This window comes from Streptomyces sp. NPDC057854 (assembly GCF_042797055.1).
Classification (GTDB): Bacteria; Actinomycetota; Actinomycetes; order Streptomycetales; family Streptomycetaceae; genus Streptomyces.
The window spans coordinates 36,600-57,699 of record NZ_JBHVMF010000035.1; the positions used below are offsets into that span (position 1 = coordinate 36,600).

At 75.4% G+C, this 21,100-nt stretch carries 14 protein-coding genes; 1 reads left to right on the forward strand and 13 read right to left on the reverse strand.

From position 1 onward, the window contains the following. Positions 1-31: 31 nt before the first annotated feature. The 13 genes from ACFVQZ_RS34185 to ACFVQZ_RS34245 all read right to left on the reverse strand — a co-directional run bounded on the left by ACFVQZ_RS34185 (position 32) and on the right by ACFVQZ_RS34245 (position 19,362). The gene (locus ACFVQZ_RS34185; RefSeq protein ID WP_030497134.1) at positions 32-763 is read right to left on the reverse strand and encodes a hypothetical protein; all 732 of its coding nucleotides are present in this window, start codon (positions 761-763) and stop codon (positions 32-34) included. Then, positions 760-1,638, reverse strand: a complete 879-nt coding sequence (lysX, locus tag ACFVQZ_RS34190) for a lysine biosynthesis protein LysX (RefSeq protein ID WP_321193325.1) — start codon at positions 1,636-1,638, stop codon at positions 760-762. The genes ACFVQZ_RS34185 and lysX overlap by 4 nt, the downstream gene beginning before the upstream one ends. A gap of 224 nt (positions 1,639-1,862) precedes the next feature. Further along, a complete protein-coding gene (locus ACFVQZ_RS34195) occupies positions 1,863-2,987 on the reverse strand; it encodes a BtrH N-terminal domain-containing protein (RefSeq protein ID WP_383628696.1) in 1,125 nt (374 codons plus the stop codon). Continuing rightward, positions 2,984-3,652 (reverse strand): hypothetical protein, encoded by a 669-nt coding sequence (locus ACFVQZ_RS34200; protein WP_383628698.1) that lies wholly within the window; start codon positions 3,650-3,652, stop codon positions 2,984-2,986. Before ACFVQZ_RS34200 ends, ACFVQZ_RS34195 begins: the two co-directional genes overlap by 4 nt. An 11-nt stretch (positions 3,653-3,663) precedes the next feature. Beyond that, the gene (locus tag ACFVQZ_RS34205) at positions 3,664-4,437 is read right to left on the reverse strand and encodes a 2OG-Fe dioxygenase family protein (RefSeq protein ID WP_383628700.1); all 774 of its coding nucleotides are present in this window, start codon (positions 4,435-4,437) and stop codon (positions 3,664-3,666) included. A gap of 202 nt (positions 4,438-4,639) precedes the next feature. Beyond that, a complete protein-coding gene (locus tag ACFVQZ_RS34210) occupies positions 4,640-9,994 on the reverse strand; it encodes a type I polyketide synthase (protein WP_383628703.1) in 5,355 nt (1,784 codons plus the stop codon). Further along, the gene (locus tag ACFVQZ_RS34215) at positions 9,987-10,217 is read right to left on the reverse strand and encodes an MbtH family NRPS accessory protein (protein ID WP_030497128.1); all 231 of its coding nucleotides are present in this window, start codon (positions 10,215-10,217) and stop codon (positions 9,987-9,989) included. The genes ACFVQZ_RS34210 and ACFVQZ_RS34215 overlap by 8 nt, the downstream gene beginning before the upstream one ends. Positions 10,218-10,247: 30 nt before the next feature. Beyond that, a complete protein-coding gene (locus tag ACFVQZ_RS34220; protein ID WP_383628705.1) occupies positions 10,248-14,867 on the reverse strand; it encodes an amino acid adenylation domain-containing protein in 4,620 nt (1,539 codons plus the stop codon). A gap of 169 nt (positions 14,868-15,036) precedes the next feature. Next, complete coding sequence (locus ACFVQZ_RS34225) at positions 15,037-15,861, reverse strand: SDR family oxidoreductase (RefSeq protein ID WP_383628707.1); 825 nt, start codon at positions 15,859-15,861, stop codon at positions 15,037-15,039. Then, the gene (locus ACFVQZ_RS34230) at positions 15,858-16,991 is read right to left on the reverse strand and encodes a M20/M25/M40 family metallo-hydrolase (RefSeq protein ID WP_051788230.1); all 1,134 of its coding nucleotides are present in this window, start codon (positions 16,989-16,991) and stop codon (positions 15,858-15,860) included. Before ACFVQZ_RS34230 ends, ACFVQZ_RS34225 begins: the two co-directional genes overlap by 4 nt. Beyond that, positions 16,984-17,874, reverse strand: a complete 891-nt coding sequence (gene argB, locus ACFVQZ_RS34235; protein ID WP_383628709.1) for an acetylglutamate kinase — start codon at positions 17,872-17,874, stop codon at positions 16,984-16,986. The genes ACFVQZ_RS34230 and argB overlap by 8 nt, the downstream gene beginning before the upstream one ends. 74 nt (positions 17,875-17,948) lie before the next feature. Beyond that, a complete protein-coding gene (argC, locus tag ACFVQZ_RS34240) occupies positions 17,949-18,929 on the reverse strand; it encodes an N-acetyl-gamma-glutamyl-phosphate reductase (protein WP_383628711.1) in 981 nt (326 codons plus the stop codon). 253 nt (positions 18,930-19,182) lie between these two features. Next, a complete protein-coding gene (locus ACFVQZ_RS34245; protein WP_030497122.1) occupies positions 19,183-19,362 on the reverse strand; it encodes a hypothetical protein in 180 nt (59 codons plus the stop codon). A 331-nt stretch (positions 19,363-19,693) separates the two neighbouring features. Between ACFVQZ_RS34245 and ACFVQZ_RS34250 the strand changes: the two genes are divergently transcribed. After that, positions 19,694-21,028 (forward strand): DegT/DnrJ/EryC1/StrS family aminotransferase, encoded by a 1,335-nt coding sequence (locus ACFVQZ_RS34250; protein ID WP_383628713.1) that lies wholly within the window; start codon positions 19,694-19,696, stop codon positions 21,026-21,028. The last annotated feature ends 72 nt before the right edge of the window (positions 21,029-21,100 follow it).

Here is a 21,100-nt window from a genome sequence, read left to right on the forward strand (position 1 = left end):
GCGCGGCGGTCGGGTGCGCGTCGGCGGGTGGTCAGGAGATCCGGAGCCGCCGCTCCCACAACCGGGTGTAGAACGGCAGGTGGTGGTCGTGGTAGCTCCGCAGCAGCGGGTCGTCGTCGATCGTCCTGGCGTACGTCCGCTCCCGGCGCCGCACCGTGGAGCTGGCGCTGACGTCGGTGTGCCAGCGGGCGGACTGGCTCCACTCCGGCCGCTCCCCCGGCTGCCAGCGCAGCGCGTCGGCGCGGAAGGGCAGGCCGACCGCGGCGCAGTACGCCCGTACGGTGGCCTCGGGGCGGTCGACGAAGTCGTCGGAGTCCAGGACCACCGGGTCGCCGCCGGCGTCGAGCACCGCGCGGTGGATCCGGTCCAGGTACTCGACGCCCACCTCGTGGCGGGCCATGTCCGGCTTGAGCGCCGCGAACGACGGGATGATCTCCCGCGGGTGGCGGAGCAGGAAGGCGTGCCGGGCGCCCTTGAGGAAGTCGGGGCGCGCGAGGATCGAGTCGTAGACGCAGTCGGTGGTGTCCTTGAAGAACACCGGCCGCCGGGCGGAGAGCGCGAGCAGCGCGTCGGTGAGGTCGTCCGTGGAGCGCACGGTGCGGCCGTCGACCTCGGTGCCGCCGTCGTTGGCGATGTTGCAGTGCGGTTCGTGCAGCGTGACGAGGTCCTGGCGCTCCACCATCATCCGGAAGAAGGCGGTGGAGCGGGAGCGGGGCGCGCTCCACAGGGCGAGCAGCGGGGGGCGGTCGCCGGCGGCGCTCATGCCGCCGCGCCCTCGGCCGCCTCGACCTCGGCGGCGAACCAGTCGGCGATCTCGCCCGCGACGTCCATGCCGGTCGCGTCGACGGCGCCGTGGAACTCGGGGGTGTGGTTGACCTCGTTCGCGTACAGCCCCTCCTGCCGGTCGACGAGCAGGTCGACGCCGAGGAACCCGCCGCCGACCGCGTGCGCCGCCGCCACCGCGAGCTTGGTCAGTTCGGGGGTGATCGGGCAGGGGGTGGCGGCGCCGCCGATGGCGGTGTTGGTCCGCCAGTCGTCGACGGCGTTCTTGTAGATGGCGCAGACGACGCGGTCGCCGGCGACGTACGCCTTGATGTCCCGGCCGGGCTTGTCGATGTGCTCCTGGAGGTAGTAGACGTGCTGCTGCGGGTTGGGCAGCGCGGCGCGGTGTTCCAGGACGGTCCGGCCCTGCTCCCGGTCGTGGACGCGGGCGGTCAGGTGTCCCCACGAACCGGTGACGGGCTTGATCACCACGGGGTAGCCGAGCTCGGGCAGCGCTTCCAGCGCGGAGCCGGTGCCCCAGGCGACGGCGGCCCGCGGCATCCGCAGCCCGGCGGTGCGGAAGGCGAGCGCCGTGCGGAGCTTGTCGCCGCAGGTCTCCAGGACCGCCGGGCGGTTGTGCACGGGGACGCCGAGCGCCTCCAGGGTGGCCGCGACGGACGCGGACCGGCTGTGGCTGACCTCGCGCATGAGGGCGGCGCGGTAGGGCGGCCGGCCGTCGGCGAGGTGGAGCCGCAGCCTGCGGGGGTCGACGTGCTCGCAGCGCAGGCCGCGCCGCTCGAACGCCTCCAGGATCAGGCGCTCCTCGCGGCGGATCCGGGAGGCGACCACGGCTATCGGCATGGCGGTTGTGTCCACGGGGGCCCTTTCCGATCCGTGCCGTGCTCGCGGCGGCGCGGATCGCTCTCGGTGCGGATCGTCGGCGTGCGGATCGTCGGCGTGCGGATCGTCGGCGTGCGGATCGGTCTCGGGTGCGGATCGTCGGCGTACGGATCGGTCTCGGGTGCGGACCGTCGGCGGTGCGGGCCGTCGGCGTTCGGGGGTGCGGGCCGTCGGCGGTGGGGGGCGTCGGCCGGTGGGGGTCAGCCGCGCCGGGACAGCGCGTCGGCCGCGAGGTCGAGCAGGTCGAGGGCGGCTTCGAGGCGGCGGACGAGGACGGTGGCGTGCCGGCGCAGCTCGCCGGGCCGCTGCCGGTCCCAGACCCGGGCGTGCGCTCCGGTCATGCGCACCCCCGTCCAGCCGTGCGCGACGGCGTCCACCCCGGCCGCGGCCTCGGCGAGTTCGGGGAGCTGCCACTCCACCGCGCGGGCGCGCAGGAACTCCGCGTGCAGTCCGCTCTGGGCCTGGATGTTCCAGCTGATGACGTACAGCTCGCTCAGGGCCTCGGCCGCGGCGGCGCCGCCCGGCGGGACGGCGCACAGCTGGTCGAGGTAGTGCCGCAGGCCCGCAAGGCCCGTCTGGACCGGTTCGGTGGTCCCCTGCCGGTAGCGGGCGGTGTTCTCCCGGATGACGTGGCCGACCCATGCGGCGTCCGGCTTCGGGACGGGGCCCGCCATGCGGGTGCTCAGCCAGCGCCGGCCGCTGGGGCTGGCGCTGAAGAACACGTCCGCGTCGTCCGGCGGGTTGAGCGAGCCCCAGCTCGCCAGGAAGTCGGCGACGGGGATGGGTCCCTGGAAGGCGGGCGGCTGGGCGTCGGAGACGTACACCTCGGTGTCGGTGATCCGGTAGACGACCAGCAGGTGCGCGGCGTGCACGTCGTGGAAGGCGGGGCGGAACGGCAGGTGGAAGTTGTCAACCGCCGCGATGGGCAGCACGCCGGCGGCCAGTGCCTCGCGCAGGTCGTCCAGGCCCTCGCCGCGGTGCCAGGACGACTCGAAGGGGTGGTGGAGGGCGAGCCGCCGGGCCAGCGAGTCGGGTTCCGCGAGGAAGAAGTACTCCTCGGAGCTCCACGCGCCGGGCCGGCGGCGGAACTCCCACGGGGCGCCCAGGACGGTGACCGGGTCGTGCCCGTCGTGGATCAGCGCCGTCGCCAGGGTGCCGTGCAGGCAGCTGCCGAGGTCGCGCGTCCAGAGCCGTACGGGCCGGGCGCCGGGGCCCGCGGCGCCGTCGGGGCCGGCGGTTCCGGTCGGGTCGGCGGTGCAGGTGGTTCCGGTCGGGCCGGCGGTGCCGGTGGTGTCAGGGGTACCGGTGGTGTCGGTGGTGGTCATGCCGGGTCCTCCTCCGCGCGTCGTACGTCGGTCGCCGTCAGCAGGGTGAGCGCGAAGACGTGCATCGCGACCGACCGGGGCAGCCGGAGGGAGCGGAGGGTGCCACGGCGCGGCAGCCCCACCCGGGTCAGCCACATGGTGGTGGGCAGCCGCTCCTGGACGTGGTGCGGGTAGTGCATCCGCGCGGTGCGGAAGGCGGGGAGCTCGCCGAACGCGGGGGTGCCGTCGAGGAAGTCGGAGATCCCCACCCGGAGCGGGTCGGCGTGCCCGTCGTCGTAGTGCGCCCAGAGGGTGTCCTCGCTGCGCCGTTCGGAGGCGGCGAGCAGGTGGATCCAGTCGTACCGGCCCGGCGGGACGTCGACGACCTGGCCCTCGCAGCGCACGTTGTCCCCGCCGGCGTGGGCGCGGGGCCAGAGGAAGGGGACGCCGGCCACCTCGGTCACGGTGCCGGGGGCCGGGAGCTCGCCGGCCGGGAAGGAGTTCCCCCAGGCGTTGAGCCGGCCGGAGTCGAGGTCGTGGGTGCCGGTGACGGCACGGTTGTTGAGCAGGTCGTCGAGGCCGATCAGCCGGAACTCCGGGGCCGGCGCCGTGGCGGGCAGGACGTGGACGCGGGGGCCGGGCGCGGGGCCGGCCGGTGCGGTGGCGGTTGCCAGGTGGCTCGTCATCACTCCCCCAGTCACCGGAGCGAGCCGTGGGTGCGGCCCGGGACTCCGGCCGGATCGGGCACGGTGTTGAAGTCGACGATCATGGTGTCGCGCCAGGCCGATCCGGCGGTCCCGTCGGGCCGGATCTCGCTGACGTCGTGCTGCATCGTCGTGTCGGACAGGATCAGCGTCTCCAGCGGCTCGGTCATGGTGACCGTGTGGCAGGCGTCGGGTTCGCCGTTGCGGAACACCTGGTTGCGGCCTCCGACGCAGCGGTGGCGGTCGATCAGGTGGATGGCCACGTACGAGTGGCCGTCCGAGTGGCGTCCCTCCGGGGCGGGTTCGGAGCCCTGGCCGGCGTCCGCGAGGACGCGGATGAGGTGGATGCCGAGCTCCCAGTCCTGCCGGCCGGCCACCTCGTTGACCAGGCCGAGGGTCTCCCGCAGGATCCGGGGGAAGAGCCGGTCGGCCAGCACGGTGTCGGTCAGCGGCTCGAAGACGCGCAGCTGGTCGCCGAAGGTGCGGTTGATCTCCTTGCTCTGGAAGAACTCGGTGCCGCGCAGCGGCTCCAGCGTGCCGTCGCGGTGGGCGAGCACCCGCCCGAACCTGCGGTTCCTGCGGCACCGTTCCCCGCCGAGGTACGCGTCGGGGACCAGTTCGTCCCACGCGGAGGCGAACCGCTTCCAGTCGGTGCCCTCCGCCGGCACGCGCAGCCGGCCGTGTTCCCAGCCGTGCCGGGCGAAGTGATCGGCCCGCAGGCCCCTGGGCGTCGACGTATCGATCAGCACCATGTCCTGATCCGGCATGCTCGGCTCCCCTGGCGGTTCGACATGAACACAGCACCCTCGATCGTTCGGGTCATCATACTACGAACACTACATCGCACGGCTGTCGACTTTTCGAAGAAACTACATCGGCCCGGGGCCCGGGGACGGCGGGGTGCGCCGCCCCCGGGGCCCGGCCGTGCCCGGGGTGGCGAGGTCGTCGCCACCCCGGTCGTCCGGAGGGTCAGCCGGCGCTCACCGCGACCGCCTCCCGCCGCTCCGTGCCCGCCGACCCGGCCTCGGGAGCCGGGAGTCCGGCGTCGTCACCGCCGTCCCCGCCACCGTCCCCGCCGCCGACCTCGGTGGCGAGGAACTCGGCCAGCGCGCGGACCGTCGGGTTGCTCCACAGGATCGTCGGCGGCAGGTCCACCGCGAAGCACCGGTGCAACCGCACCCGGAGCGCCACCGTGAGGACGGAGTCGACACCGAGTTCCAGCAGCGGCCGGTCGATCGCGATGTCGTCCACCGCCAGGTTCAGCTCGGCCGCCACCTGCTCGTGCGTCTCCTTCAGCACCAGCTCCGGCAGCTCCTCCGCCGGCACCGTGGCCCAGTCGACGCCGCCCCCGCCGGTGCTCTCCGCGCCGGCGTCGGTCACCGAGAGGTGCGAGAACACCGGCAGCGTGTGGTCCGGCATGACCCGCATCACCGCGACGTACGGCAGCCCGAACCGGTCCGCGTACGCCCAGCTGCGCAGCGCCTCGGAGACCGTGATGCCGCCGAGGCCGCGGGACTCGGCCTCCAGGATCGTCGCCCTGCCGGTCGTCTCGCCCATGCCGCGGCCGATCCACTGCGCCCAGGCGAAGCTGGTCGTGCCCGGCTCGCCCTGGGAGCGCCGCAGCGCGGCGAGCGCGTCCAGGAAGGAGTTCGCGGAGGCGTAGCTGACCTGGCCGGTGAGCCGGGCCAGCTGGCCGCACGAGGAGAACATGGTGAAGAAGTCCAGCGTGCCGGCCGGGAACAGCCGGTGCAGGACCATCGCGCCGTCGGCCTTCGGCCCCATGGTGGTGTCCAGGTTCGCCATGCCGGTCTTCTCCACCAGCGCGTCGGACACCACGCCGGCGCAGTGCACGATGCCGCGCACGGGCGGCATGTCCAGGGCGCCCGGGTCGAGGGCGCGGGCCGTCGCCTCGGCGTCGGAGATGTCCAGCCGCAGCACGCGCACGGTGGCACCGGCCGCCTCCAGGGCGACCACCTCCGCGATCTGCGCCGCCACCGCGGGGTCCTCCACCCGGTCCCACTCCGACCGGGACGGCAGGCCCCGGCGGCCGATGAGCACCAGCCGCCTGGCGCCCTGCTCGACCAGGTGCCGCGCGGCCTCCAGGCCGAGCGCGCCCAGACCGCCGGTGACCAGGTACGTGCCGTCGGGACGGCAGTCCACCGGCTCGCGCTCCGCGGGCCGCTCGACCTGCCGCAGCCGGGCCGCCGAGACGCCCGAGGGGGCGAGGGACAGCACGTCCTCGGCGGGCGGCAGGGCGCCGATCAGCCAGGCCACCTGCTGCGGCTCGACGCCCTCGGAGACATCGATCGTCCCGCCCCACAGGTCGGGGCGCTCACCGGCGACGATGCGCCCGGCGCCCCACAGCGGGGCGTGGGCGAGCGCGGCCTCGGTGCGGCCCGTGCGGACCTCGCGGGTGAGCGCCCACACCTTCGGGCGGCGGCGCTCGTCCGGGATCGCCGCCACCTGCTGCACCGCGTCGACCAGCGCCTGCGCGCAGCGGCGGGCGGCCTGCTCGGGAGCCTCCCCGGGCAGCAGCGCCTCGGGGGCCACGACGACCACGTCGTCGGAGGTCAGCGAGCCGTCGCCGAGCGAGGTCGCGTCGTCCGCCGTCCGGGTCTCCACGCCGCGCGCGACCAGCGCCTCGGCCAGCTCGGCACCGCCGGCGGACGCGCCGACCAGCAGGGCCCTGCCGGGCACCCGGGCGTCGGCCGGCACCTCGACCGGCTCCCAGACCAGCTCGTGCACCAGGTCGCGCGGGCCGACCGCCCCGGAGCCGATGTCCTGGACCTTGACGTAGCGCAGCCCGCGGGCCTCGCAGACCACCGTGCCGCTCTCGTCGGACACCGTCATGCTGATGGTGTCCGGGGTGCGCGGGTCACGGACGGTGTGCACGTGGATCCGGGGCGGCGGGGGGCCGACGAAGGCCAGCGACTCCAGGTGCGAGCAGGTCCGCAGGACGTTGGAGTCCTCGTCCATCACCAGGACGCCGCTGGCGGTCAGCGCGGCGTCGATGACCGCCGTCCAGCTGGACGGGTGCAGCTTCGGCGTGTGGTCCACGGTGATGGTGGACAGCTGCTCGCCGTCGCCGCGCAGCAGCTCCTCCACGACCCAGGGGAAGGTGTAGCCGTCCACGCCCATGGTCCGGAAGATCCCGTCGACCTTCGCCCAGGTCCACGACACCGGGCAGCGGGACCGGATGGCGTCCAGGTCCTCCATCGGGGTGGCGCCGACCTCCGGCTCGTGCACCACGGTGGCGGTGGTGTGGGTCAGCCACTCGTCGTCCCGGACGTCGCCGCCGTCCTGGTCGCGCTTGATGCGGCTGGCGATGCGGACCTTGTCCTGCTCCATCACCACCTGCACCACCCGGGTCGGGTGCGCGGCCAGCGGGATGCGGAAGACGATGTCCCGCAGGCCGCACGGCGGTTCGCCCTCGGCGGTGGCGGCCCGGATGAACGAGTTGAGCACCACCGACGCGGGCACGGTCTCCACGCCGACGACCTTGTGCGACTGCGCGTAGGGGCGGTTCTCCATGTGCAGCTCGGTCTGCCAGACCCGCTGGACGGGGGCGCTGGCGACCGTGGTGCGCGAACCGATGAGGGTGTGGGTCTCCGGGTCGTGGCCGAAGCCGGCGCCCCGCTCCGGCGCGTGGTCCGGGAAGATCCAGTAGGGCCGGTGCCGCCAGCGCACCGCCGGGACGTCGACCAGCTCGCCGTCGTACGACCAGGCGACCGGGCTGCCGAGGCTGTGCAGCCGGGCCAGGTTCGCGAGCACGGTGCGCTGCTCCGGCTGGTCCCGGCGCAGGGTGATCGCCACCTGGGCGTCGGTGACGCCGGCGTCCAGCGCGGTCTCGGTGATGGAGTGGGCCACCACCGGGTGCGAGGAGACCTCCAGGAAGACCCGGGTGCCGTCGTCGAGCGCGGCGCGCACGGCCTGGTGGAAGCGGACCGGCTCGGCCAGGTTGGCGGCCCAGTACTCGCCCTCGCGGCGCGCGTCCGAGCGCGGGTCCTGGAGGGCGGTGCTGTAGAGCGTCACCCGGGGGGTGGCGGCGCGCAGCTCGCCGGCGGCCCGCCGGACCTCGTCGAGCACGTCGTGCACGTGCGGGCTGTGGAAGGCGACGTCGGTGTTCACCCGGCGGGCCTGGACGCCCTCGGCGGCCAGTTCGGCCAGCAGGGCATCGACGGCGTCGGTGTCGCCGGACACCACGGTGGACAGCGGGCTGGCGGCGATCGCCGCGACCACGCCGTCCCGGCCGGCGACCCGCCGCTCGGCGTCGGCGAAGGACAGCGGCACCATCGCCATGGCGCCGCGGCCGGCGACCTGTTCCAGGGCCCGCGCGCGGCGGCAGGCGAAGCGCGCCGCCTCGGTCCGGTCCAGGGTGCCCGCGACCACGGCGGCGGCGATCTCGCCGACCGAGTGGCCGATGACCGCGCCGGGGCGCAGCCCGAGGTCCGTCCACACCTCCGCGAGGGCGACCTGCATGGCGAAGGTCATCGCCTGGGTGCGGGTGACCGTCCAGGGGCCGCCGGCCTCGATCGCCTCGCGCGGGGTCCAGCCGAGCTCCTCGGCGAAGACGGCGGCGAGACTGTCGATGACCTCGGCGAACACCGGCTCGGTGGTGAGCAGTTCCTGCCCCATGCCGGCCCACTGGGCGCCGTGGCCGGAGAACACCCAGGCCGGTCCGGCCGCGCCGCCGTCGCCGAACGCGGACGCGGCTCCGAGGGCGGCGGACGGCGTCGTCTCGCCGCCGGCCAGCGCGTCCAGCCCGGCGAGCAGTTCGCCGGTGCTGTCGGCGACGACCGCGGCGCGGTGCGCCAGGTGGGCGCGGCGGGCGGTCAGGGTGTGGGCGAGGTCGTCCAGCCGGGTCTCCGGGTGGGCCCGTACCCAGTCGGCGACCGCGCCCGCCAGGCCGCGTACGCCCTGCTCGGAGGCGGCGGAGACGGGGAGCACCCAGGGCCGGGCGGGGCGCGCGGCGGCGGGGCGCTCCGGGGCGGCCGGGCGCTCCGGGGCCTGCTGGAGGATGGCGTGGGCGATCGAGCCGCCGACGCCATAGCTGGAGACGCCGGCGCGCATGCCGTGCTCGCCGCGCGGCCACGGGGTGGGTTCGGCGACCAGGCGCAGTCCGGCGGCCTCCAGGCCGAGTTCGGGGTCGGGCTCCTCGTGCGGGCTGGGCGGCAGCTCGCCGTGGCGCATGCCGAGCAGGACCTTGATGACGCCGGCGATGCCGGAGGCGGCCTCGACGTGGCCGACGTTCGGCTTGAGGGTGCCGATCAGCAGCGGGTTGTCGCCGTCGCGGCCGGGGCCGAAGACGTTGCCGATGGCCTGGGCCTCCGCGGCGTCGCCGAGCCGGGTGCCGGTGCCGTGCGCCTCGACGTACTGCACGGTGCCCGGGTCGACGCCGGCCCGCCGGTAGATCTCCTCCAGCATGCGCTGCTGGGCGGCGCCGTCGGGTGCCATCATCCCGTCGGAGCGGCCGTCCTGGAAGACGCCGCTGCCGATGACGAGGCCGTGCACCGGGTCGCCGTCGCGCAGCGCGTCGGAGAGGCGCTTGAGGACGACGACGCCGCCGCCCTCGCCGCGGCCGTAGCCGTCGGCGGCCTTGTCGAAGGACTTGCTGCGCCCGTCGGGGGACGTGGCGGAGGCGGCGTCCAGGGCGACGACGAGGGCCGGCGAGGCCATGACGTTGATGCCGCCGACGATGGCCAGGTCGGTGTCGCCGCTGTGCAGGGCCTGGCCGGCCACGTGCAGGGCGGTGAGCGAGCCGGCGCAGGCGGTGTCCACGGCCATGCTGGGGCCGTGGGTGTCGAGGAAGTACGAGATGCGGTTGGCGATGCCGTAGAAGGTGGTGCCGTTGACGGCCCAGGCGCCGGTGCGGTCCAGGTCCTCCAGCAGGCGGCGGCCGTAGTCGTTGGAGTTCGCCGCCACGTAGACGCCGGCGTCGGTGCCCGCCAGCGACGTCGGCGGGATGCCGGCGTCGCAGAGCGCCTCCCAGGCCATTTCGAGCATGATCCGCTGCTGCGGGTCGATGTACTCGGCCTCGCGGGGGGTGATCTGGAAGAACTCGGCGTCGAAGCCTTCGATGTCCTGCATGAACGACCCCTTGCGGGTGGTCCTGCGCAGGATGTCGCGGGTGCGGCTGTCGATCTCGTACGGGTTCCAGCGGCGGTCGGGCATCTCGCCCACGGCGCTGCGTCCGGCCCGCAGGAAGTCCCAGAGCCGGCCGGGGGTGTCGAGGTCGGGGGCGAACCGGCAGCTCATGCCGATCACGGCGAGGGGCTCCGCGGACGCGTCCGGAGCCACGGACAGGTTCTGCACGTTCTCAGCCAACTCGTTCCGCTCCCTTGTCGACACCGGCGCCGCGCAGGCTCAGCGGCCGCAGATCGGTCCATACCTCGGCGATGTGCGCCAGGCAGTTGCTCTTGGGTCCGTCGAAGCCCTCCGCGGTCCAGCCGTCCGGGATGTCCTGCCCGGCGGGCCAGATCGAGTACTGGTCCTCGTGGTTGCGCACCACGAGGTACGTACGCTCGTCCGTACTCACTCCCACTCCCATCGATGACGCGGTGATGTGCTGTTCTGCTGGTCAGTCGTGCGATGGCCGGACGTGCTCCCGGCCGGTCCGGGCCGCCGGAGAGGACGCTTCGAGCGTCCGGACGTACCCGGCCAGGTCGGCCGGGGCGTTCAGGGCCCGCGTGCGCAGCAGTTCGGCCAGCCCGCCCGGTGCGCGGGGGGCGGTGAAGCGGCGCAGCGTGCGGGGGGCCGCGGCGGCGGGGTCCGCGGCGAGGGCGGCGGCGGCCCGGCCGGCGATGCCGGCCACCCAGACCCGGTCGGGGTCGAGGCCGCTGACCGCGGCGTACCACTCCCGGTCGGGGCAGGGGGTCAGCTCGTGGCCGGCGGCGCGGATCGCGTCCACCAGGTCGCGGGTGGTGCCGGCGGCGGACGGGACGGCGTCCAGGTAGCGGGTGCCGGCCTCGGTGTGGTCCTGGTCGGCCAGCAGCACGGCGCGGGCGACGGCGTCGGCGGGCAGCGCCTGGAAGAGTTCGTTGCCGTCCTGCGCGAAGCTCTCCGGGAAGCGGCCGGTGTCGATCATGGCGCGGGTCCAGCTCCACACCGCGTCGGCGGGGTTGATCTGGCGGCGCCGCAGGTCGCCGAAGACGCTGGGGATGCGGATCACCACGGCGGGCACGTCGAGTTCGGCCGCCAGGTGGAGGTACTGCTCGGCCATCGCCTTGGACCGTACGTAGCCGTTGGCGGCGGACGGCAGGGCGCGCAGCGGCCCGGGGGGCACGGTGGAGCCGGGCGGGTGGGCGGCGGAGTCGGCCACCGAACTGGTGGACACCAGGGTGAGGGTGGCGCGGCGGCCGAGGGCGGCCAGTTCCAGCAGGCCGGCCACGCAGTGGGTGTTGGCGGCGGCCAGCTCCTCGTACGGGTAGACGTGGTTGACCCAGGCGGCGGCGTGGATGAGACGGCCGGCCTCCTGGGCCAGCCGGTCGCGGTCCGCGCGGGAGAGGCCGAGGCCGGGTGCGGCGATGTCGCCGTCCACGAGTTCCAGCCGGCCGGCGTGCCCCTCGTCCCACAGGCCGAGGTCCGTCATGCCCGCCACCAGCCTGGCGCGGGCGCCGGCGCCGCCGCGGACCAGGCAGACCACCCGGGCGCCGTCGGCCAGCAGGGCGGCGAGCACGAACCGTCCGACGAAGCCGGTGGCGCCGGTGAGCAGGACGGTGTTCCGGTCCGCCTCGGCACGCGGCCCGGGGCGGGGGATCGCCGCGCAGCGGGCGGCCAGCTCCGCGCGGACCGCGGCGAGTTCGGCCGAGGCGTCCGCCGTCGGCTCGGGGGCGGGGGCGGGCGCGGCGGCGGCGCGCGCCTCGTCCACGGCGTCGGCCAGCATCTGCAGCCGGGGGCAGCGGAACAGGGTCTCCATCGGCAGCTCGACGCCGAGCGCGGTGCGGATCCGGGCGACCAGGTGCATGACCATCAGGGAGTGCCCGCCGAGCTCGAAGAAGCTGTCCTCGCCGCCCACGGCGGGGACGCCGAGCAGGTCGCACCAGAGGGCGGCCAGCTGCCGTGCCGTCTCGCCGCGCGGGGCCTCGCCGCGCGGCCCGGCGGACTCCGCGCGGGTCCGATGGTCGGCGAGGGCCTGGCGGTCCAGCTTGCCGTTGCGGGTCAGCGGCAGCTCGTCGAGGACGGTGACCGAGGCGGGCACCATCCACTCCGGCAGTGTGCGGAGCAGCGCCCGGCGGATGGCGGTGCCGGTGGTCCGGGCGCCGTCGGCGGGCACGACGTAGCCGGCGAGGACGGCCGCCCCGACCCGGTCCCGCTCCAGCACCACGGCGGCGCGGGCGACGGTGTCGAGGGCGTCGAGGGCGGCCCGCACCTCGCCCGGCTCGACGCGGTGGCCGCGGACCTTCACCTGGTCGTCGCCGCGTCCCAGGTAGACCAGTTCGCCGTCGTCGCGGAGGACCGCCAGGTCGCCGCTGCGGTACATGCGGGCGCCGGGGCGGCCGGCGAACGGGTCGGGCAGCATGCGGTCCGCGGTGAGCGCGGGGTTGCCGACGTACCCCAGGGCGACGCCGTCCCCGCCGACGAAGATCTCGCCGGGCACGCCGGGGCCGACCGGGCGCAGCGACGCGTCGAGCAGGTAGAGCGACAGGTCGGGGAGCGGCGGGCCGATCAGGGAGGCGGGCTCGTCCAGGTCCTTCTCGCGCACCGGCCGCACGGTGACGTGCACGGTGGTCTCGGTGATCCCGTACATGTTGACCAGTTCGGGCCGCCGGTCGCCGTGGACCGCCGTCCACGGGCGGAGCGCGGTGTGGTCGAGGGCCTCGCCGCCGAACACGACGTACCGCAGCGCCGTCGGTGCGGGGTCCTTCAGCAGCGTCTCGCTGACCTGGCCGAACGCGGAGGGGGTCTGGCTGAGGACGGTGACGCCCTCGTCGCGCACCAGGCCGGCGAACACGTCGGGGGCGCGGGTGGCCCACTGCGGGACGACGACCAGCCGGCCGCCGTGCAGCAGCGCGCCCCAGATCTCCCAGACGGAGAAGTCGAAGGCGTACGAGTGGAACAGCGTCCACACGTCGTCCGGGCCGAGCCGCAGGTGCTCGCCGCAGGCGGCCAGCAGCCGGGTCACGTTGCGGTGGGTGACCAGCACGCCCTTGGGGCGACCGGTGGAGCCGGAGGTGTAGATGACGTACGCGGGCGCGTCCGGGGGGACGTCGACGGCGGCGGGCACGGCCGGTCCGTCCGTCCACGCGGGGTCCGTCCAGTCCAGCACGACGGTGTCCGGGCCCTCGCCGGGGGTGCCGAGCGCGGGCGCCGACGCGGTGTCCGGGGTGACGAGCACGGTGCGCACCCCGCACTCGGCGAACTGGTCGGCGGTGCGGTCGGCGGGGTTCTCCGGGTCCACCGGCAGATAGGCGGCCCCCGTCCGGAGCACGCCGAGGACGGCGGCGGGGAGGTCGGCGGTGCGGTCGAGGACCAGGCCGACGATGCCGCCGGGGCCCGCGCCGCGCGCCTGCAGGGCCGCGGCGATCCGGTCGGCGCGGGCGGACAGTTCGGCGTACGTGAGCCGCTGCCGTTCGTCGCTGACGGCGGGGGCGTCCGGGCGCAGCGCGGCCTGGGCGGCGAACGCGGCGTGCAGGGTCGGCTCCGCCGGGCGGGGGTCCCCGGTGCGGGCGAGGCCGCGGGCGGGGAGCACGGTCCGCTCGTCGGGCGCGAGGATCTCCAGGTCGGCGACGGGGGTGCCGGGGGCGGCGAGTCCGGCGCGCAGCAGGGTCTCCAGCCAGCGGGCCCAGCGGGCCACCGTCCGGGCGTCGAGCAGTTCGTCGTCGTAGGGCAGGTAGCCGACGACCTCGTCGCCCTCGCACCACAGCTCGGCCATCAGGTCGTAGTGGGTGGCGCCGCCGTCGAGTTCGGCGAGGGAGATGTCCAGGCCGGGCATGGCGGGCGGGGTGGGGGCGCCGTCGCGCAGCGAGAACGAGGTCTGGAAGACCGGGGTCTCGCCCGGCCGGCGCGCGGTCCTGAGCTCGCGCACCAGCATGTCGAACGGCACGTCCTGGTGGGTCATCGCGTCGGCCAGGGCGGCTCCGGTGCGGCGCACCAGGGTGTGCAGGTCGGGCCGGTCGCCGACCTGGACGTGGATCGGCAGCCAGTTCAGGAAGTACCCGATCATCCGCTGGAGTTCGGGGCGCGGCCGGCCGGCCACCGGGACGCCGACGACCACCGAGTCCGCGCGCACCAGCCGGGACAGCAGGGCGATGTAGCCGGCGAGGAAGGCGCCCAGCAGGGTCGTGTCGTGCTGCCGGGCCAGCTCGCGCAGTCCGGCGACCAGGTCGGCGCCGAAGCGCACGTGGTGGAACTCCCCCTGGCTGCCGCGGATCGCCGGCCGTGGCCGGTCGGTGGGCAGGTCGAGGGCGTCCGGGGCGCCGTCCAGCCGCTCCCGCCAGTGGTCGAGGGTGCGCCGCATGGTCTCGCCGTCGACCGTGGCGCGCTGCCATGCGGCGAAGTCGGGGTAGTGCAGGTCGAGCGGGGGCAGGTCCACCGGTTCGCCGAGCTCGCGGGCGTACAGCTTGCCGAGGTCGTCGAGCAGGATGCCCAGCGACCAGGTGTCGGACACGATGTGGTGCTGCACCAGGGCCAGCAGGTGCCCGCGCTCCCCCGTCCGGTACAGGGTGCAGCGCAGCAGGGGGCCTTCGGCGAGGTCGAAGTCCTCGGTGACCAGCGCGGACGCCTGGCGCCTCGCGTCGGCGGCCGGGTCGGATGCGGCGCGGCAGTCGACCCGGTCGAGCGTGATCGCCATCCGGTCGAGGACGACCTGCTGGGGCCGGCCGTCGCGCTGCCGGAAGACGGTCCGCAGGGCCTCGTGCCGCTGGACGAGGTGCTGGAGGGCCCGCTCCAGCGCGTCGGGGTCGAGGGCGCCGTCGAGCCGGAGGGCGACGGGGACGTGGAAGATCTCACGCCGGGTCAGCAGTTCGTACATGAACCACAGGCGCTCCTGCTCGAAGGAGCAGGGGGCTTCCGCCGTCCCGCCCGCGCGGCGGGTGATGCCGAGGTTCGAGCCCTGGCGGGCCAGCAGCCGTTCCACCAGCCGGCGCCGCTCCGGGCTCAGTCCGGCGAGCCGGGAGCGCAGGGAGGCGAGGTCGGGTGCCGCCGCGTCGGCCACCGGCGTGTCCGGCCGGTTCCGCGGCTGCTCGGTGGGCAGGTCCATGGCAGAGCACTCCTCGTCGGGTGGGTGGGGCCGTTCGGGGCGCGGCGGGGCACGTGCGCGGGGCGCACGCGGCGGTACGACGGGGCGGGGCGGTACAGCGATGAGCGGTTCAGTGGTGCGCGGTTCGGGGGCGGGCGGTTCCGTACCGGGCAGATCGGTGACGGGCGGTTCAGTGGGCCGTGAAGCCGCCGTCGACCACCAGCTCGGTGCCGGTGACGCCGCCGGAGTGCGGGCCCGCCAGCCAGAGGCAGGCCGCCGACACCTCGGCCGCGGTGACCAGCCGGCCGAGGGGATGCAGGGACGCCGAGGTGGTCTCGTAGTCGTCGAGACCGGCGCCCAGGGAGGCGGCGACCGCGCGGGTGCTGCCGGTGCGCAGGGCCGGGTCGTCGGCGACGGTGGTCGGGCAGACGGCGTTGGCCCGCACGCCGTGGCGGCCGTACTCCAGCGCGATGGACTTGGTCAGGCCGATCACGCCGTGCTTGGAGGCGACGTAGTTGGCGTACCGCTCGAAGGCGACGAGCCCGCCGGTGGAGGCGGTGTTGACGATGGTCCCGCCGCCCTGCGCCACCATGTGCGGCAGGACCGCCCGGCAGCACCGCCAGGTGCCGCCCAGGTTGACGTCGAGGGCGAGCTGCCACTGCTCCTCGGTGAGTTCGTGGGTCCGTACGCCGCCCGGCCCGAGCACGCCCGCGTTGTTGAGGAGCACGTCGATCCGGCCGAACTCGTCGAGGCCGGCGGCCACCACCTTGTCCACCTCCGCCTGGTGGCGGACGTCGGCCACCCCGGTGAGCACCCGGCTGCCGAGCCTGCGGCAGGCGTCCGCGGTCTCCTCCAGGTCGCGCCGGCCGGCCAGCGGGTAGGGGCCGCCGTCCGGGTCGCAGCGGTCGAGCAGGACGAGGTCGGCGCCCTCGCGGGCGAAGGCCAGCGCGTGCGAGCGGCCCAGGGCGCGGGCGGCGCCGGTGATCAGGGCCACGTTCCCGTCGAGCTGCATCATGCCTCCAGGAGGTCGGGCGAGGCCAGGGCGTGCGGCGGAGCCGCCGCGAGCTGGCTCGCGAGCCGGGGCAGGGCGAGGGCCAGGACGTCGATCGCCCGGTACAGGTCGGGGAGCGGGAGGTGTTCGTCGGTGGTGTGGTCGAGGTGGGCGTCGCCCGGTCCGTAGGCGGCCATGGGGACGCCCCACGGGTCGAGGGTGTTCATGTCCGAGGTGCCCGCCTTGCGTTTCAGCGTGGGGCGGGCGCCGTGCGCGAGGATCGCGGCGCGCAGCTGGCTGACGACGGGGTCGGCGCGCGGCCGGGTCACTCCGGGCACCCGCTCGTCCACCCAGATCCGGCTGTGCGGCAGGGCGCGGGCGAAACGTTCCAGCGCCGCGAAGTCGAAGCCGGGCGGCACCCGGCAGGTCAGGAACGCCTCGGCCCTCGCCAGGTCGCCCCGGAGCCGGACGAGCGTCCCGGCGGCGACGCCGAACGCGATCGGGTCGTCCTGGTCCGGCGTCAGGCCGCGCAGGTACGCCTGCACCTCGTGGGCGAAGCGGGCGGCCCGCTCCACGGCGGTCGGTTCGGGGCTGCTGGTGTGCAGCGGCGGCTGGCTGATCTCGTAGCCGATGCCCGTACGGCCCTTGTAGCCGAGGCAGACCCCGTCCCAGCCGCTCGGCTCGCCGATCACCACCGCGGCCGGGCGCGGCACGGTCTCCAGCACGTGCCGGGCGCCCACCGAGCCGGCCACCTCCTCGCCGACCGCGCCGACCACGTGGACGCGCACCCCCCGGGTGCGGGCCGCGGCGCAGATCATGGCGACGATGGAGCCCTTGGCGTCCACCGCGCCCCGGCCGTACAGCAGGTCGCCGACCTGGCAGACGGGCACGTGGCCGGGGACGGTGTCGATGTGTCCGAGCAGCATGACGGTGGGGCCGCCGGGCGGGCCGGTGATCCCGTGCGCGTTGCCGACCTCGTCGACGTACGCGTCGAAGCCGAGCGCGGTCATCTGGTCGGCGAGGAAGTGGGCGACCGGGAGTTCCCGGCCGGAGACGGAGGGGATGCCGAGGGCGGTCCGCAGCAGCCACGCCGGGTAGTCCGCGTGGAGCACGGGGGGCCGGATCCGCTCGGCGGTCCGCCGGAAGTCAGCCATGCCGCTCCTCCCGGTCCCCGTCGCGCAGCCAGGTGCCCGCCCCGGAGAGGGCATGCTGGATGGGCCGGTACGCGTGCGCGGCGCCGATCGCCACCCGGTCCACGGTCCGGCCGGCGCGCAGCCCGGCCCGCACCTTGTGCCGCATCCGTCCGCGGACGACGTCCCCGGTCAGCTGGTCCGGGCCCACCTCCGGGAGCAGGGTGGACGGATCGGCGGGGTCGGCGAGGACGCCGGGTACGTCGGTGAGCAGGACGAGCGCCGACGCGCCGAGGGCGGCGGCGAGCCGGGCGGCGGCCTCGTCGGCGTCGACGTTGAGGAGGTTGCCGGCGGTGTCGCTGGCCGGCGGGGAGACGACGGGGACGTCGCCGCGTTCCAGCACCGCGCGCACCGGCGCGGGGTCGACGTGCTCGATCCGGCCGGACCGGTCGTCGCGGATGAGGACGGTCCGGCCGTCCTGCACGGACCGCAGGGCCGGCTTGCGGGTGGCCGTGAGCAGGGCGCCGTCCGCGCCGCTCAGCCCCACCGCCCGCGTGCCGCGGGCCCGGAGCCCCGCGACCAGCCGCGGTTTCACCCGCCCGAGCAGGGCGAGGGTGATGACGTCGAGCATGGCGTCGTCCGTCCGTCGGCTGTGCGTGCCGTCCGGGGACCTGATCACCCCGCGCTCCACGCCGAGCTGTGCGGAGAGCCGGTCGGCGACGGCTCCACCGCCGTGCACCAGCACCGGCGGCCGGCCGGCGGCGGCCAGTTCGGCCACCTCGTCCAGCACCCGCTCGGGATCGCTGCCGCCGCCGATCTTGACGACGACGACCTCTCCGGGGGCCAGGTCGCCGATCAGCGCGTTCGGCGCGTCCCCCGCCGGGTCCTCGGTCAGCTCCTGTGCCATGTCCCGCTCACCCCCCGTCGTCGCATGCCGCTCGGTCTCCGCTCCGCTGTCGTGTGCCGCTCGTCCGGGCCGGGTCACGCCGGGTGCAGCCCCGGGAACTCCAGTCCGGCCGTCTGCGGCAGGCCGCGGGCCGCGTTCAGGCTCTGCACCCCGCCGCCGGCCGCGCCCTTCACCAGGTTGTCGAGGGCCGCCACCAGCACGATCCGGCCGCCGTCCTCGTCGACGGCGCAGCCGAGGTCCACGAAGTTGGTGCCGGCCAGGAACTGCGGGTCGGGCAGCCGGTGGACGCCACGGCCGCGGGCCACGATCCGGACGAACGGGTGGTCCCGGTAGGCGCGTTGCAGCACCTGCAGCACCTCCCGCCGGGTGACCGGACGCGGGGGCGTCACATGGCAGAGCACCTGCGCCCCGCGCACCGTCGGGACGGCGGTCACGGTCATCCGCGCCCGTACGCCGGCCAGGGCCGCGATCTCCTTCTCGTGCCGGTGCCCGGCGGGCTTGTACACCCGGAAGGCGTTCCCGCGCTCCGAGTGGTGCGAGGCCGGTCCGGCCTCCGCGCCGGCGCCGGAGGAACCCGCGCGGGCGTCCACCACCACGTCGCCGGCCACCAGTCCCGCCCGCTGCACGGGGGTTAGGGCCAGGACGGCCGCGGTGGCCATGCAGCCGGGGACGCTGATCCGCGTGGCGCCGGTCAGTTCGTCCGCGAACAGCTCGGGCAGGCCGGTGCGGTAGGGGGTCCCGTCCGCGGACACGCCGCCGAAGCGGAAGTCCGGGCTCAGGTCCACGACGGTCGCCGCCTGCTTCCCGATCTCCGCCTCCACCTCGGCGGAGACGCCGGAGGGCAGGGCGAGGAAGGCGGCGTCGACCGGCTCCATCTCCTCCGGGGCGCGGAAGGCCAGCGCGAGGTGGTGGAGGTTGGGATGCACCTCCGCCACCGGGCGGCCCGCGTGCCGCCGCGAGAACGCCTGCACCAGCTCCAGCCCGGGATGGGCATGCACCAGGCGCAGCAGCTCACCGCCGGTGTAGCCGGCCGCGCCCACAACGCTCACCTTCACTGGCCACTCCTCCTCGGTTCGTGGTCTCCGTCGGGTCCGGGGGACGGACGCGGGCCCGCGTCGTACGGTCGGGGGCCGCGTCGTACGGATCGGGGCCGGACGCGTCGTACGGGCCGAGGCCGCTTCGTAGGGGTCCCGAGCGCGTCGTACGGGTCGCGTCGTACGGGTCCGGAGCGCGTCGTCCGGGTCCGGAGCGCGTCGTCCGGGTCCGGACCGTGCCGTCCGCCGGGGAGGGCGGCACGGTCCGGCCGGTCTACTCCCCCCAGTCCTCTTCGACCTCGGGGGCGAGGGCCAGAACCACCGGGTCGGTAGCCACCACTTCGAGCTCGCTCGAACAGCTCTGGCAGACCACGATCTCCGCCGGGAGCACGTCGGGACGCACCGCGAGCTCGCCCATGCACTCGGGACACTGCACGCTCAGCGCAGTAGCCATGTGTTGCCTCCTGCAGATTGTGTGACTACTGTCCTTCGAGAACGCTGCAGAAGCTAACACAGACTGCACTGAGGACACACCCCCCGGAGATCGATCTTCTCGCGGAAGCCGTCCTGACGGACCGGATCCCGGGGTCGCACGCCGGATTTCGGCAAGCCCGGGCATGCAGACTGTCGACATCGCCTCCATGATCCGGCAACAATGCATCCCGGCAACAAGGCGTGGCGAGTACGAAGACTCTGCATCACGGGGTGCGCCGAGGGGCGCGGGCGCCGGGCACGGCGCCCTTCCCGTGCGGAACCCGTAGCCGTACAACCGGAGGGGCCCACCCATGTCCGAGACCACCCGCACCCGGAGCGCCTCCGGCACCGGCCTCGCCATGCTCGGCGGCGACCGCGCCGTCCCCCGGGGCACCGCCGGCGGCGTCTGGCCGCTCGTCACCCCCGACGACGAGGCGGCCGTGCTCCGGGTGCTGCGCGACGGGCCGCTGAACGCCGCCTCGCCGGGCGAGCGCGAGGTCGGCCGGCTGGAGCGGGCGTGGGCGGAGGCCACCGGCACCCGGCACTGCGTGGCCGTCGCCTCCGGCACGGCCGCGCTCCACCTGGCCCTGCGCGGCAGCGGGATCGGCCCCGGCGACGAGGTGGTCGTCCCGGCCCTCACCATGAACGCGACGGCCCACGCCGTGTGCGCGACGGGAGCGACGCCCGTCTTCGCCGACGTGGAGCCCGACACGTACACGCTCGACCCGGGGTCCGTCGCCGCCGTCGCCGGTCCCCGCACCGCCGCCCTGCTGCCGGTCCACCTGCACGGACTGCCCGCCGACATGCCGGCGCTAAACGCGTTCGCCGAGCGGCTGGGCGTCCCGGTCGTGGAGGACGCGGCCCAGGCGCACGGCGCGGAGCTCGACGGCCGCCGGGCGGGCGCCCTGGGCCGGGCCGGCTGCTTCAGCCTGCACCCGCACAAGAACCTGCCGACCTGCGGCGAGGGCGGGCTCGTCACCACCGACGACGACGACCTGCACGAACAGCTCGTGCGGCTGCGGAACTTCGGCGAGCGGGAACCGTCCGGCGCCCGCACCTACATCGCCCACCGGGCTGCCTTCAACGCCCGGATCACCCCCGTCGCCGCCGCGTTCACCCTGTCCCAGCTGTCCCGCTTCGACGCGTACGCCCGGCAGCGCGAGCCCGGCATCCGCGCGTTCCTCGACCGGCTGGGCGAACTGCCCGGGCTGCGGGTGCCGCGCGTCCCGGCCGGGCGCACCCACGCGTGGCACATCCTCCGGCTGATGCCGGAACCCGAGGCGTACGGCCTGGGGCCGGAGCACCGGCCGGGCCTGCGGGCCGCCCTGCACCGCGCCCTGCGCGCCGAGGGGGTGCCCGTCTCCCAGTACCAGGTCGCCCCGCTGTCCGCGCAGCCCGCCTTCCGGCCGGCCGGGGCGACCGAGCGGGAGGTGCTGGACCGGGTCGAGGAGACCCTGCCGGTGACCGCCGCCGTCGTCGACGGGTCGCTGTGCCTGCAGCGCCGGCACCTGGACCCGGCCGCCGGGCCGCTGCTGCGGCGGTACGCCGACGCCTTCGAGAAGGTCTGGCAGCACGTCGACCTCATCCGGCGGATGGCCGTCTCCCGCCCCGCGCCCGGCTGGCGGGAGGCGCTGCGCCAGGGCTGACCGGCGCCTCCGGCCGGCACGACCGGCACATCAACGATGCGTCCGTTCCGCGACCCGGGTCCCCGGCGCGGG